At 21.1% G+C, this 14110-nt stretch carries 13 protein-coding genes and 1 tRNA gene; 2 read left to right on the forward strand and 12 right to left on the reverse strand.

Going from position 1 to position 14110, the window contains the following annotated elements; genetic code table 11:
- Positions 1–50 precede the first annotated feature (50 nt).
- The 8 genes from hisIE to rnhA form a co-directional block, all read right to left on the reverse strand.
- The gene (hisIE, locus tag GJT94_RS00585) at positions 51–659 is read right to left on the reverse strand and encodes a bifunctional phosphoribosyl-AMP cyclohydrolase/phosphoribosyl-ATP diphosphatase HisIE (RefSeq protein ID WP_168894212.1); all 609 of its coding nucleotides are present in this window, start codon (positions 657–659) and stop codon (positions 51–53) included.
- Complete coding sequence (gene hisF, locus GJT94_RS00590) at positions 653–1432, reverse strand: imidazole glycerol phosphate synthase subunit HisF (RefSeq protein WP_168894213.1); 780 nt, start codon at positions 1430–1432, stop codon at positions 653–655. The genes hisIE and hisF overlap by 7 nt, the downstream gene beginning before the upstream one ends.
- The gene (locus tag GJT94_RS00595; protein WP_168894214.1) at positions 1414–2154 is read right to left on the reverse strand and encodes a 1-(5-phosphoribosyl)-5-[(5-phosphoribosylamino)methylideneamino] imidazole-4-carboxamide isomerase; all 741 of its coding nucleotides are present in this window, start codon (positions 2152–2154) and stop codon (positions 1414–1416) included. Before GJT94_RS00595 ends, hisF begins: the two co-directional genes overlap by 19 nt.
- Positions 2155–2162: 8 nt before the next feature.
- The gene (hisH, locus tag GJT94_RS00600) at positions 2163–2753 is read right to left on the reverse strand and encodes an imidazole glycerol phosphate synthase subunit HisH (RefSeq protein ID WP_168894215.1); all 591 of its coding nucleotides are present in this window, start codon (positions 2751–2753) and stop codon (positions 2163–2165) included.
- Positions 2750–3817: a bifunctional histidinol-phosphatase/imidazoleglycerol-phosphate dehydratase HisB gene (hisB, locus tag GJT94_RS00605; protein WP_168894216.1), complete on the reverse strand. Its 1068-nt coding sequence runs from the start codon at positions 3815–3817 to the stop codon at positions 2750–2752. The genes hisH and hisB overlap by 4 nt, the downstream gene beginning before the upstream one ends.
- 28 nt (positions 3818–3845) lie before the next feature.
- Entirely contained in the window at positions 3846–6260 is a 2415-nt protein-coding gene (gene hisD, locus GJT94_RS02285) for a histidinol dehydrogenase (RefSeq protein ID WP_211080454.1), read from the reverse strand.
- Between the two features lie 5 nt (positions 6261–6265).
- Positions 6266–7165, reverse strand: coding sequence for an ATP phosphoribosyltransferase (gene hisG / locus GJT94_RS00615; RefSeq protein ID WP_168894217.1), 900 nt, complete (start codon positions 7163–7165; stop codon positions 6266–6268).
- Positions 7166–7295: 130 nt separating this feature from the next.
- On the reverse strand, positions 7296–7760 hold the full coding sequence (gene rnhA / locus GJT94_RS00620; protein ID WP_168894218.1) for a ribonuclease HI: 465 nt from the start codon (positions 7758–7760) through the stop codon (positions 7296–7298).
- 38 nt (positions 7761–7798) lie between these two features.
- Between rnhA and dnaQ the strand changes: the two genes are divergently transcribed.
- Complete coding sequence (gene dnaQ / locus GJT94_RS00625; RefSeq protein ID WP_168894219.1) at positions 7799–8530, forward strand: DNA polymerase III subunit epsilon; 732 nt, start codon at positions 7799–7801, stop codon at positions 8528–8530.
- Between the two features lie 64 nt (positions 8531–8594).
- Positions 8595–8668 (forward strand) — tRNA-Asp (locus GJT94_RS00630).
- Positions 8669–8706: 38 nt separating this feature from the next.
- Here GJT94_RS00630 and GJT94_RS00635 read toward each other — a convergent pair.
- From GJT94_RS00635 to tkt, 4 genes are all read right to left on the reverse strand, one after another.
- The gene (locus GJT94_RS00635) at positions 8707–9540 is read right to left on the reverse strand and encodes a mechanosensitive ion channel domain-containing protein (protein ID WP_168894220.1); all 834 of its coding nucleotides are present in this window, start codon (positions 9538–9540) and stop codon (positions 8707–8709) included.
- Positions 9541–9598: 58 nt separating this feature from the next.
- Complete coding sequence (fbaA, locus tag GJT94_RS00640) at positions 9599–10678, reverse strand: class II fructose-bisphosphate aldolase (RefSeq protein WP_168894221.1); 1080 nt, start codon at positions 10676–10678, stop codon at positions 9599–9601.
- Positions 10679–10752: 74 nt separating this feature from the next.
- The gene (locus GJT94_RS00645; protein ID WP_168894222.1) at positions 10753–11907 is read right to left on the reverse strand and encodes a phosphoglycerate kinase; all 1155 of its coding nucleotides are present in this window, start codon (positions 11905–11907) and stop codon (positions 10753–10755) included.
- A gap of 34 nt (positions 11908–11941) precedes the next feature.
- Positions 11942–13954 (reverse strand): transketolase, encoded by a 2013-nt coding sequence (gene tkt / locus GJT94_RS00650; protein ID WP_168894223.1) that lies wholly within the window; start codon positions 13952–13954, stop codon positions 11942–11944.
- Positions 13955–14110: the final 156 nt, after the last annotated feature.

Genomic DNA, 14110 nt, shown 5'->3' on the forward strand with positions numbered 1-14110 from the left:
CTTATAATAAAAAATTTTATAATTTATAATTTCCTCAAAAATTCTTAAAATTATGAATTTCTTTTTTTTAAAATTTTGATGATATCATATAAACTAATATTTTTTATTTTTAATAAAACTATTAAATGATAGATTAAATCAGCTGTTTCTTGTATAGTTTCATTTTTATTATTATCATTTGCAGCTATAATGGTTTCTATAGCTTCCTCTCCTACTTTTTGTGTAATTCTTTTTAATCCACTTTGATATAAATTATAAGTATATGAGGATTCTATAGAATTTTTTTTTTTATTTAAAATATTTTCTAATAAATATAAAAAAGTAAAATCTGATATAGTTTTTTTAAAACAACTATATTCATTTAAATGGCATGTTTTATTTATAGGTTTAACTAAAATAAGTAATGTATCTTTATCACAGTCTGTTGTTATTTTTTTTAAATATAAGAAATTACCTGTTGTTTCTCCTTTTGTCCATATTCTATTTTTAGTTCTAGAAAAAAATGTTACTTTTTTTGTTTCTAATGTAATTTTAAGAGATTCTTGATTCATATATGCATGCATAAGTATTTGTCCTGAAATTTTATGTTGTATAATAACAGGAATTAATCCATTTGTTTTAAACCAATTTAAATTATTTAAATTATTTTGTTTCAACATATTCTTACCTCAATATTTTTTTTATATAAAAATTTTTTTAATGTATGAATATTAATAATATTTTTATGAAATATTGATGCAGCTAAAGCTCCATCGACATTTATTTTTTTATGAAAAACTTCATAAAAACTATTTAAAGAACCTGCTCCACCTGAAGCTATTAAAGGAATTTTACAAATTTTTCTTACTTTTTTTAATTGAACTAAATCATATCCTTTACATAATCCATCTTGATTCATCATATTTAATACTATTTCTCCAGCACCTAATTCTTGTACTGTTTTAATCCATTCAATTGTTTCCCATTTAGTTATTCTTATATTTTTTTGATTACCAGTATATTTATATACATAATATTTTTTATCTTTTTTGTTATACCAAGAATCTATTCCTACAACAATACATTGTTTTCCAAAATATTTAGATAATTTTGTAATTAAAGAAGGATTATTTAATGCAGGAGTATTTATAGATATTTTTTCAGCTCCTAAATATAATATTTTTGCAGCGTCATCTATAGATTTTATTCCTCCTGCTACACAAATAGGTATACTAATTATTTTTGCAATTTGAGATATCCATTTTTTATTCACTAAACGTTTATCAATAGATGCTGTTATATCATAAAACACTAATTCATCAGCTCCTTCTTTATCATACTTATGAGCTAATGATAAAATATCTCCTACAATTTTATGATTTTTAAATTTTTTTCCTTTAACTACTACATTTTTATAAACATCTAAACAAGGAATTATTCTTTTTGCCAACATAAATTAGCCTCTTGAATAGTAAATTTTTTTTCTAAAAAAGCTCTTCCTATAATTACATGTTTTACTCCACTATTTTTTAAATTAATAATATCTTTTAATGAAGAAATACCTCCTGATGCTTGAAAAAATATTTCTGGATATTTTTTTACTATTTCAGTATATAAATTTATATTTGGTCCTAAAAATGTCCCGTCTCTAGAAATATCTGTACATAAAACATGTTTTAATCCTAAATATAAAAATTTTTCAATAATATCTTCAAAAATTATATTACTTCTATTTTGCCATCCATTAATAAATACTATTTTCTGATTATTTTTATTAATTTTAATATCTAATGCTAAAATTATAGAATATGGATTATACAATTTAAACCATTTTTTGACATTTTCGAAATCTTGAATAATTGAAGAACCTAATATAATTTGAACTTTAGATGTTAAATTAAAAATTAAATCTATATCTTTTTTATATCTAATACCTCCCCCTAATTGTATTTGAGGTAATTTATTTTTAAAAATATTTTTTAATAAAATTATTTGTTTTTTATTTGGATTTTTTGCTCCATCTAAATCTATGATGTGAATTTTTCGAGCTCCTTGTTTAATATACTTTTGTATATAGAATAAAGGTTTATGTAAATATTTACGTTTTAAATTAAAATCTCCTTGATGTAATCTAACTACTTGTCCTTTTATTAAATCAATTGCGGGAATAATCATATTTTATTTTATATATTTAAAAAATTTTCAATTAATTGAATACCATTAATTCCTGATCTTTCTGGATGAAACTGTACTCCAAAAAAATTTCTTTTTTGAATAACAGAACTAAAAACTTTTTCATAATTAGTGGTAGCTATTGTATAATCATTAATATTAATATTATAACTGTGTGAAAAATAAAAATAAGAATTTTGATTAATATTATGAAATAATGGTGATGTTACTATATTATTTACTTTATTCCATCCCATATGAGGAATAGGTGTATATTTATTATTCATTAAATTGACAGAATAATTTAAAATACCTAATGTAGAAATTCCACCATTTTCTTCGCTATATTTCCCTAAAATTTGCATACCTAAACATATTCCTAAAATATCTGTCTTACAATTTTGAATTAATTTTACTAAATTATCACTTTTTAATTTTTTTATTATAGAATTTGCAGAACCGACACCTGGTAAAAAAATTTTTTCAGCATTTAAAATTAAATCCTTATTATTTGTAATTTCAGAGTTAAATCCTATTTTTTTTATAGTAGATTTTAAAGAACAAAAATTACCACAAGATGTATCTATAATAACAATTTTCAAATTAAAACTCCTTTTGAACTAGGAATAATATTATTTACTATTTTTATAGCTTGTTTTAAAGAACATCCAAATGCTTTAAATAAACTTTCTATTTTATGATGATCATTTTCTCCTGTAACTTTTAAATATATATTACATGACATAGAATATGATAAAGAATAAAAAAAATGTTTAATCATTTCTGTACTTAAATCACCAATTTTTTGGTATTTAAATTTTACATGATATTGTAAATATGGTCTGCCTGATAAGTCTAATGAGCATTGAGCTAATGATTCATCCATTGGTAATAAAAAACCAAATCTATTAATTCCCTTTTTGTTACCAATAGCTTTTGTAAAAGCTTGTCCTAATGATATTGCAATATCTTCTATTGTATGATGATCATCAACATATAAATCTCCTTTACTATAAATATTTAAAATAAATCCTCCATGTATTGCTATTTGTTCTAACATATGATTTAAAAAATTAATTCCAGTATTAATATTATTTTTACCTTTTGTATCTAAAAATAATTCAATATGTATTGAAGTTTCTTTTGTTAATCTTTTTATTATAGCATATCTTTTTATTGGTGTTAACTTCGTTAAAATATTTAACCAATTACATGTTTTTTTATTATATAAAATACCATTAATTCCAATATTTTTAGCTAATTCAATATCAGTTAAACGATCTCCTATAACATAACTATTTTTTTTATCTAAATTATTATTTATATATAAATTTAATAGTGTTGTATTTGGTTTTCTACAAATACAATTTTCATAAGAAAAATGAGGACAAATAAAAATATTTTCAAATTCTATATTTTGAGATTTAAAAACATTAATCATAAAATTATGAGGAATATTAAAAGATTTATAAGGAAAATATTTACTACCTAAACCATCCTGGTTTGTAATTATTACAAATAAATATGAAAGTTTTTTTAACTCTGATAATGCAATAATAACATATTTTTCAAAAAATAATTTATTGATATCATCAACTTGATAATTATTTTTAGGTTCAGATATTAAAGTCCCATCTCTATCTATAAAAAGTATTTTTTTTAACATATAATAAATTCTTTTTTATAAAATTTTATTAAGATAATTGTTGTAATTCAAAAAATAATTTTTTGCATTCAAATATTGTTCCTATTGTAATTCTTAAACAATTATTCAAATTTTTTTGATAATTTTGATTTCTTACAATTATTTTTTTTTTATTTAATTTTTTAAATATAAAATCAGAATTATGAAATTTTACTAAAATAAAATTAGTTGAACTATTGAATACATGTTTTACACAACGACAATTATTTAAATTTTTTATTAACCATTTTTTATTATTAATTATTGTTTTTACATTATCTTTCATAATAATTAAATTTTTTGTACTTAAAGCTTGTATAGCTATATCTATAGAAGGCCCAGATAGTGGATATGGTGCAATAACTTTAAGTAAAGTATTAACAATATATTTATTTGTTAAAATAAAACCACAACGTAATCCTGCTAATGCAAATGCTTTTGATAAAGTTCTTAGTATAATTAAATTATGATATTTATTTATAAAATAAGTTAAAGTTTGATCTATACAAAACTCAATATATGCTTCATCAATAACAATAATTGCCGTATTTTTTGTTAATTTTAGTAATTCTATTATATTATTTTGATTTATATAATTACCAGTAGGATTATTTGGATTACAAATATAAATAATTTTAACATTATTAAGATTTTTTTTAATTTTATCTAAATTTAATTCCCAATTTTTATTACTATTAATAGTTATATATTTTATATCTAATATTTGAGCAGTCACACGATACATATCATACGTTGGGGGACAAAATAAAATTTTATCCTTTTTTTGATTACAGAATGTACGCATAATTAAATCAATACCTTCATCTGCTCCTCTTGTAACTAAAATGTTTTGAATATTTAAATTTACATATTTACTATATAAAATAATTAATTCTTGAGATTGTGGTTCTGGATATTTATTAAATATTTTTTTATTTAAGGAAAAATAAGAAATTATAGGAGATTCATTAGCATTTAATGCAATTAAATTATTATTAGTATTATCTCCTTTATATAATAATCTTGCAGATTTATATGGAATTAAATTAATAATATTTTTTTTAATTATTTTATTAATAGTGTTTATTTTTTTATTTTTTTCTTTATTTAAATAATTTTCATTAATATATTTTTTTCTTATTGTAACAGAATTACTATGACCTAATAAATTTTCTTTTTTTGCCATAATTTCTACTGTATTAGAAATATTTAGTAATCCTTGTTTAGTTAATCTTTGTACAGACATTCTTTTTTGAAAATCTGAAATTCCTAGACATGAATAAGTTGAAGCATAACCATAAGTAGGTAAAACATGATTAGTTCCTGAAGCATAATCTCCAACTGATTCTGGAGTCCAATTACCTAAAAAAATTGATCCTGCATTAATAATTTTAGGTAAAATTTTTTCATAATTACGACATTGGATAATAAGATGTTCAGGAGCATATTTATTTATTATTTTTATACATTCTTCTATATTTTTTGTTATTATAATATAACTCTTATTAAGAGATCTTTGTGCTATATGTTTTTTAGGTAATTTTTCTAATTGTTTAAAAAGCTTATTTCTAACTAATTTTGCTACTTCCTCTTCAATAGTAATTAAAAATACCTGTGAATCTATTCCATGTTCTGCTTGTGATAATAAATCAGCTACAATAAAATTGTAATTTGCTGATTTATCAGCTAAAATCATTAATTCTGATGGACCTGCTGGCATATCTATAGAGATATTTTTATATATTTTATTTTGATTACTTACTTGTCTTTTAGCTTCTGTAACAAAAACATTTCCTGGGCCAAAAATTTTATCTACTCTATTAATAGATTCTGTACCAAAAGCCATTGCTGCTATAGCATGAGCCCCTCCTACTTGGAAAATATTTTTTATATTACATAAATATGCAGAAAATAAAATTTCATTAGATATTGGAGGAGGAGAACATAATATAATATTAGGACATAATGCTAATTTAGCCGGAATTCCTAACATTAATACAGTAGAAAATAATGAAGATGTACCTCCAGGAATATAAAATCCTATTTTAGATATAGGACGATAAATTTGTTTACAAAATACTCCAGGTATAATCTCAATAATTTTATTTTTTAATATTTGATATTTGTGAAATTTATATATATTATTATACGCATTTTTTATAGCATTTTTAATTTTTTTATCTATATAAATTTTTGAATTATATATTTTTTTTTCATTGATTTTTAAATTATTAACTTTAATTTTATCAAATAAAAAATTATATTTTTTTAATGCATCATCTCCTTTATTTTTTACTTGATCTAAAATATCAGTTACATTATTTTTAATTTTTTTATCTATTAAAAATATTGGTCTAGATAATATATTTTTTTTTTGTTCTTTATTATAATTATGCCAATAAATTAAATTATTCATAATTTTCATTTTAATTACTCCATTATTTTTTCAATAGGTAAAACTAAAATAGAACTTGCTCCTAATAATTTTAGTTTTTCCATTTTTTCTAAAAATAGTGTTTCATTACACACCATGTGTATGGCTACTTTTTTAGTTTCACCTACTAATGGTAAAATAGTAGGACTTTGTACATATGGTAGTAAAGACATAACCGTTTTTAATTTTTTATTAGGGATATGTAACATTATATATTTAGATTCTCTAGCTTTAATAACTTCTTTAATTTTTGTTAATAATTTATTTATTAATTGTTGTTTAAAATTTGTTATTTTATCATAACGTTGTATTAAACATGCTTGTGAAGTATATATAATTTCTACTTCTTTAATTCCATGTGCTTCTAAAGTTGCTCCTGTGGATACTAAATCACAAATAGCATCTGATAAACCTAATCTAGGTGCCAATTCTACTGAACCATTTAACATACAAGATTTAAATGTAATATGATGTTGATCAAGATATTTTTTTAATAAATTAGGATAAGAAGTTGCAATACAAGTATTTTGTAAAGATTGTAGACCTGTATAATTTTTATTAATAGGTATTGCTATAGATAATCTACATATACCAAAATTTAATTTTCTTAATGTTAAATAATTTGCATTATCTCCTCTTGATAACCTATTTAAAACTTCTTCTTCTAAAACATTTTTACCAATTATTCCTAAATCAACTACACCTTCCATAATTAATCCGGGTATATCATCATCACGTACTTTTAAGATATCAATCGGCATATTCTCTGCAAAAGCTATTAACTTTTGTTGTTGTAAATTGATTTTAAGACCACAACTCTTTAAGAGTTTACTAGATTCTTTGCTTAAACGACCAGATTTTTGCATAGCTATGCGTAAACGATTGTTATCTAGCATACTTTTATCCTTTTTTTATTTTCAAACATTAATTTTTTTTTAAAAATTAATTAGTTTATTTAAACTTAAATAAGTTATAAAAAAATAACAACTATTTTTATTAACAAATTTTATTTAAAATAAAAAATATTTATTTTTTTATATATCCAAAATCTTCATTTAAAGGATTTTTGGCTGAAATACGAGCTAATTTATCACATTTATTATTCATTTTATTATATGAATGACTCTTAATCCATTTCCAATAAATATTATGATTAGATAACAATAATTCTAATCTTTTCCATAAATCAATATTTTTAACTTTTTTTTTATTATTACGTAACCAATTACATTTTTTCCAATTTTGTAACCATATTGTAATTCCTTTTTTTAAATATTTACTATCAGTAAATATATAAATATTACAATTTTCTTTTAATGATTCTAATGCAATAATAGAAGCCATTAATTCCATTCTATTATTAGTAGTTAAAAAAAAACTTTTAGTCAAAATTTTTTCATATTTATGATATTGTAATATAGCAGCACAACCTCCAGGACCAGGATTATATATACAAGAACCATCAGTAAAAATATTTATATTTTTATACATATTATTTTAATAAAACTTATATTATTTACATAACAAATATGAAAAAAATTAATATACGTCAAGTAGTTTTAGATACAGAAACAACAGGAATGAATTTATCATATCCCTACTATATAGGACATCGTATTATAGAAATAGGAATAATAGAAATTATTAATCGTAATATTACTAAAAATTATTTTCACACATATATTAATCCACAAAAAATTATAAGTAAAGAAGCATTTAATATCCACGGTATTTCTAATAAATTTTTATATAAAAAACCTATTTTTTCTGATATTTTTAATAATTTTCTTAATTTTATAAAAGATTCTGAACTTATTATTCATAATGCTCAATTTGATATTAGTTTTTTAAATTATGAATTATCATTGTTAAAAAAAAAATTACCTAAAATTGAAAATATTTGTAAAGTAAGAGATACATTAAAAATGGCTAGAAATCTGTTTCCTGGAAAAAGAAATTCATTAAATTCTTTATGTTCTAGATTTAATATTAACATAAATAAACGTAATTTACATGGAGCTTTATTAGATGCAAAATTATTAGCAAAAGTTTTTTTATTTATGACTACAAAACAAAATTCTTTTAAATTAGATTTTCTAAAAGAAAAAAATAATAACTTTAATAATAAGTTAGAATTTCTATGTAAAAAATCGATAAAAAAAAAATTATTAATTGTAAAAGCTTCTAAAGAAGAATTAAAATTACATAAATTAAAATTAAAATTAATTAAAAATACATGTGGTTTTAATTTATGGAAATAATAAAAAAACATAAAAAAATATTGACGATTAACAATATGATATATATGATAATATTTATTATCATGGTGCGATAGTTCAGTTGGTTAGAATACCGGCTTGTCACGCCGGGGGTCACGGGTTCAAGTCCCGTTCGCACCGTATTATTATTTGTTTTAGAAAAAATTAATATAACAATATTAATCATTGTTAATCCATAATACACATGATTTTTTATATAATTCTAAATTATTTTTTAAAATATTAATTAAATCTGAACAAATTTCTTTTTTATTTATAAAATCATTAATCCAAAAAAAAATAGTAAAATTAATAGAATTATTAGTTATCTCATCTAAAATAACATTAACAATTGAATTTTTTATTATTTTATCATTTACTGAAACAGTATCTAATAAAATTTTTTTTATTATATTTATATCTTTTTGTATTAAATTTCTTGCAATACCTAAAGTAATTTTATTACGATACTCATTAGATTTAGAAAAATTTATTATATTTTCAGTGAGTATTTTCCCATTAGGAACAGATATAATACTTCCATTAAATGTTTTAAAAAGAGTACAAAAAATTTCAACATTAGTAATTTTACCAGTTACATTACCAATGTTAATATAATCTCCTACTTTAAAAATACGAAAAGTAATAATTAATAATCCTGATGCTAAATTTGCTAGAGCACTTTGCCATGCTAAACCAATTACTAATCCTATAGTCCCAAATGCAGCAAAAATTGAGGATGTTTTTAATCCTATACTACTTAATGCACTAACAATAACAAATACAGTTAAACTATATTTAAAAATATTTGTAAGAAATCCAGTTGTAATAGGATCTATATTTCTAATAGTAAAAACATTTCTTATTGTTTTAGTAACAATTTTAACTCCCCATAATCCAAAAAATAGAATCATACCAGCTAAAATAAAATGTTCACATTGATATAAAATAAAAATTTTATTTTGAAAGATAGAAGATATTATAAAATCTAATACACTAGTAAATTTATTCATATTATATAATCCATTTTATGAAATAATTCGTATTTTTTTTATAATTAAAATAATTTTTTTATAAAATATTAATTGCATTTAGTTCTTTAAATGTTTTTTCTAATCGTTTTTGCATAGAAATTTGCGATGCTCTAATCCATGATCTAGGATCATAATATTTTTTATTTGGTTTATTCAAACCTTCTGGATTTCCAAGTTGTTTTTGTAAATATTTTTTATATTTTTTATAAAAATTTAATACACCTTTCCATGTAGCCCACTGTGTATCTGTATCAATATTCATTTTAACAACACCATAATTTATAGAATCTTTAATTTCTAATAATGAAGATCCAGAACCACCATGAAATACAAAATTTATAGAATTATTAGGTATATTATGTTTTTTACTAATAAATTTTTGTGAATCTTTTAAAATTTCAGGTAATAATTGTACATTTCCTTTTTGATATACTCCATGCACGTTTCCAAAAGAAGCTGCAATAATAAATTGAGAACTAATTAGTTTTAATTTTTCATAAGCATAATTTATATCATAGGGATCTGTATATAATGACTTTTTATTTATATTACTATTATCAATACCATCTTCTTCTCCACCTGTACATCCTAATTCTATTTCTAATGTCATTTGCATTTTTGACATTCTTTTTAAATAACGACTACATATTTTAATATTATTTTTAATAGATTCTCTAGATAAATCTATCATATGAGATGAAAATAAAGATTTTTTATGTGTTAAATAATATTTTTCACTTTCATTTAGTAAATTATCAATCCAAGATAATTTATCTTTTGGGCAGTGATCAGTATGTAAAATAACCGGAATACCATAATATTTAGCAATATTATGAACATGTTTAGCACCAGATATAGCTCCAATTATTGAAGCTAATTTTGGATTTTTTTCTTGTAATCCTTTACCTGCAATAAAAGAAGATCCTGAGTTAGAAAATTGAATAATTACAGCAGATTTTAATTTTGCTGCAGTTTCTAAAACTATATTAATAGAATCAGTACCTATACAATTAATAGCCGGTAAGGCAAATTTATTTTCTTTTGCTATTCTAAATATTGTTTGTACGTCATGACCAACAACAACGCCTGGTTTTATAAAATTTAAAATTTTAGACATAATATATAATTTACATACCTTATTAAAATTTTTTTTTGTTAATATTTTTATTATTTTAATTTTTAAATAAAATATTATGAAATATTTTCTAACATAGATATAACAGGTAATGAATTTCCTTCTATATATTTTAAAAAAGATCCTCCACCTGTAGAAATATATGAAATTTTATTAAAAGAATTAAATAATTCTATTGCAGCTAAAGTATCTCCACCTCCTACAATAGAAAAAGCATTACTATGTGTAATAGCTTTAATTATCATTTCAGTTCCTTTTCTAAATTTTTTAAATTCAAAAACTCCAATAGGTCCATTCCATAATATGGTTTTAGCTTTTTTTAACTCATATTTTATTACATTTATAGTTTTATTACCTATATCAAGAATTCTTTCATTTTTTAAAATATTATGAATATCTTTATTTTTTATTAAAGAATTATTAGTAATAGATGTACTAACTATACAATCAGTAGGTATAATTATATTTTTATATTTTTTAATTATTTCTTGAGCTAGTAAAATTGCATTAGGTTCATATAATGAATTTCCGATATTATTATTTAATGATAATAATGTATTTGCTATACCTCCACCTACAATAACTTTGTTTGATAATTTAGCTAATTTTTTTAAAATATTAAATTTAGTTGAAATTTTAGATCCTCCTATAATAGAAATTATAGGTTTTTCAGGATTTTTTAAAAACTTATTTAAATTTTTTATTTCATTTATTAATAATAATCCCGCACAAGATTTTTTAGCAAAATTAATAATACCATATGTAGATGAATGAATACGATGTGAAGTTGCAAAAGCATCCATTACAAATATATCACATAAAGATGCATATTGTTTAGATAATTTTTCGTTATTATTTTTTTCACCAATATTAAAACGAACATTTTCTAAAAGAATAATTTCATCTTTTTTAAAATTACATACATTTAAATAATTTCTCTGTAAAACAACTTTGTGATTTAAAATTTTTTCTAAATATATAGCAATTTTTTTTAAAGAAAATAATTTATCATATTTTCCTTCAATAGGTCTTCCTAAATGAGAAGCTATAATAATTTTAGATTTTTTTTCTAAAGCATATTGTATAGTAGGTAATGATAATTTAATTCTAATATCAGAAGTAATATTACCCTTTATATCTAAAGGTACATTTAAATCAGATCTAATTAATAAAATTTTATTTTTAATATCTAAATCTAAAATACTTAACATAAATAATTAATCCTATTTAATATAATTAAAATCATTAATTATATGATTTTAAAAGTTTTTTTATTTTTAAAATAATATTTTCAACAGTAAAACCAAATTTTGTAAATAATTTATTTGCAGAAGCAGAATAACCAAAAGTATTAATACCAATTACACTACCACTTAAACCTACATATTTATACCAAAAATCTTTTGCTCCAGCTTCAATAGCTACTTTACATTTTATATTTTTAGGTAATATATAATTTTTATATTCTTTTGTTTGTTTATCAAAAGTATCAGTAGAAGGCATTGATACTACTCTAATTTTATATTTTAAAAAAGATAACTTTTTATATACTTTAACCGCTAAAGATACTTCTGAACCTGTAGCTATTAATATAATTTGAGGATTGTTATCTAAACAATCTTTTAAAATATATGCTCCATATGATATAAAGGATATTTGTTTTTTACTTCTTTTTTGTTTTAGTAGATTTTGCCTAGATAAAATTAATATCGTTGGTTTATGTATATTTTCAATACTAATTTTCCATGATATTGCTGTTTCAATTTGATCACATGGACGCCAAATACTAATATTCGGAATTAATCTCAAACTAGATAATTGTTCTATTGGTTGATGTGTTGGTCCATCTTCTCCTAAACCAATAGAATCATGAGTAAAAATCATTATATTTCTTATTTTCATTAAAGCAGCCATTCTTATTGCATTACGACAATAATCTGAAAAAACTAAGAAAGTAGATGTATAAGGGATAAAACCATTATATAAAGAAATACCATTTGCTATTGCTAGCATACCGAATTCTCTTACTCCATAATAAATATAATTTCCATTTTTAAATTGATTAATTGGTTTAGAATTTTTTAAAAAAGTTAAATTACTACTAGATAAATCTGCTGAACCTCCAAACAATTCTGGTAATAATTTTGAATATTTTTGTAAAATATATTGAGATGATTCTCTTGTAGAAAAATTAGTATTAATATCATTATTTAATTTAAAAATAATATTATTAATTTTATTATTCCAATCTAAAGGAAGTATATTTTTAATTCTTCTTTTTAATTCTTTAGCTAAAATAGGAAATTCATTACAATAATTTTTAAACATATTTTTCCATTTTAATTCTTTTATATTACCTATTTTTTTAGCATCCCATTTTTTATAAATAGAAGAAGGAATTTTAAAAGGTTGATAATTCCAATTTAAATTTTTCCTTGTTAAGAAAACTTCTTTTTCACCTAAAGGTGAACCATGTGAAATATTTTTTCCAGATTTATTAGGTGATCCAAAAGCGATAATTGTATTACAAATTAATAAAGAAGGTTTATCTTCTTTTAAAGATTTAGTTTTATTAATAGCTTTTTCTATACTTTCAAAATTATGTCCATCTATATTAGAAATCACATTCCAACCATAAGATTCAAATCTTTTTTTTGTATTATCAGTAAACCATCCTTTAATATTTCCATCTATAGAAATACCGTTACTATCATAAAAAACAATTAATTTTTTTAATTTTAGTGTTCCAGCTAAAGAACATACTTCATGAGAAATCCCTTCCATTAAACAACCATCACCTAAAAAAACATAAATATAATGATTAATAATATTATAATTTAACTTATTAAATTGTGCAGCTAATGTTTTTTCAGCTATTGCCATACCAACAGCATTAGCTAATCCTTGTCCTAAAGGACCTGTACTAGTTTCAATATTAGGAGTACATCCAAATTCAGGATGTCCTGGTGTTTTAGAATATAATTTACGGAAATTTTTTAAATCAGAAATTGTTACATTATATCCAGTTAAATGTAATAAACTATAAAGTAACATAACGCAATGTCCATTAGATAATATAAACCTATCACGATTAATCCATTTGGGATTATTAGGATTATGATTTAAATAATTACGCCATAGTACTTCAGCTATATCTGCCATACCCATAGGAGCACCAGGATGTCCAGATTTAGAATTTTCTATAGCATCTATACTTAAAAATCGAATAGCATTAGCAAGATCTTTTCTAGAAGGCATAATATAAATTACTCCTAAATTTTAATAAAATATTTTTTAAAAAAATTCTTTATATAAAAGAAATATATACGTAAAATGTTTTAAAATCTATTTTTTATAATTTTAAAATTTTTAAATATAAAATTTATTTAAAATAATAACTTTATTTACATTTTA

Source organism: Enterobacteriaceae endosymbiont of Donacia cinerea, assembly GCF_012569925.1.
Taxonomy (GTDB): Bacteria; Pseudomonadota; Gammaproteobacteria; order Enterobacterales; family Enterobacteriaceae.

What these genes read in the sequence shown, in the direction of transcription:
- hisIE (WP_168894212.1), bottom strand. Translation starts at nt 659, where the DNA reads ATGTTGAAACAAAATAATTTAAATAATTTAAATTGGTTTAAAACAAAT.
- hisF (WP_168894213.1), bottom strand. Translation starts at nt 1,432, where the DNA reads ATGTTGGCAAAAAGAATAATTCCTTGTTTAGATGTTTATAAAAATGTA.
- GJT94_RS00595 (WP_168894214.1), bottom strand. Translation starts at nt 2,154, where the DNA reads ATGATTATTCCCGCAATTGATTTAATAAAAGGACAAGTAGTTAGATTA.
- hisB (WP_168894216.1), bottom strand. Translation starts at nt 3,817, where the DNA reads ATGTTAAAAAAAATACTTTTTATAGATAGAGATGGGACTTTAATATCT.
- hisD (WP_211080454.1), bottom strand. Translation starts at nt 6,260, where the DNA reads ATGAAAATTATGAATAATTTAATTTATTGGCATAATTATAATAAAGAA.
- hisG (WP_168894217.1), bottom strand. Translation starts at nt 7,165, where the DNA reads ATGCTAGATAACAATCGTTTACGCATAGCTATGCAAAAATCTGGTCGT.
- rnhA (WP_168894218.1), bottom strand. Translation starts at nt 7,760, where the DNA reads ATGTATAAAAATATAAATATTTTTACTGATGGTTCTTGTATATATAAT.
- dnaQ (WP_168894219.1), top strand. Translation starts at nt 7,799, where the DNA reads ATGAAAAAAATTAATATACGTCAAGTAGTTTTAGATACAGAAACAACA.
- GJT94_RS00635 (WP_168894220.1), bottom strand. Translation starts at nt 9,540, where the DNA reads ATGAATAAATTTACTAGTGTATTAGATTTTATAATATCTTCTATCTTT.
- fbaA (WP_168894221.1), bottom strand. Translation starts at nt 10,678, where the DNA reads ATGTCTAAAATTTTAAATTTTATAAAACCAGGCGTTGTTGTTGGTCAT.
- GJT94_RS00645 (WP_168894222.1), bottom strand. Translation starts at nt 11,907, where the DNA reads ATGTTAAGTATTTTAGATTTAGATATTAAAAATAAAATTTTATTAATT.
- tkt (WP_168894223.1), bottom strand. Translation starts at nt 13,954, where the DNA reads ATGCCTTCTAGAAAAGATCTTGCTAATGCTATTCGATTTTTAAGTATA.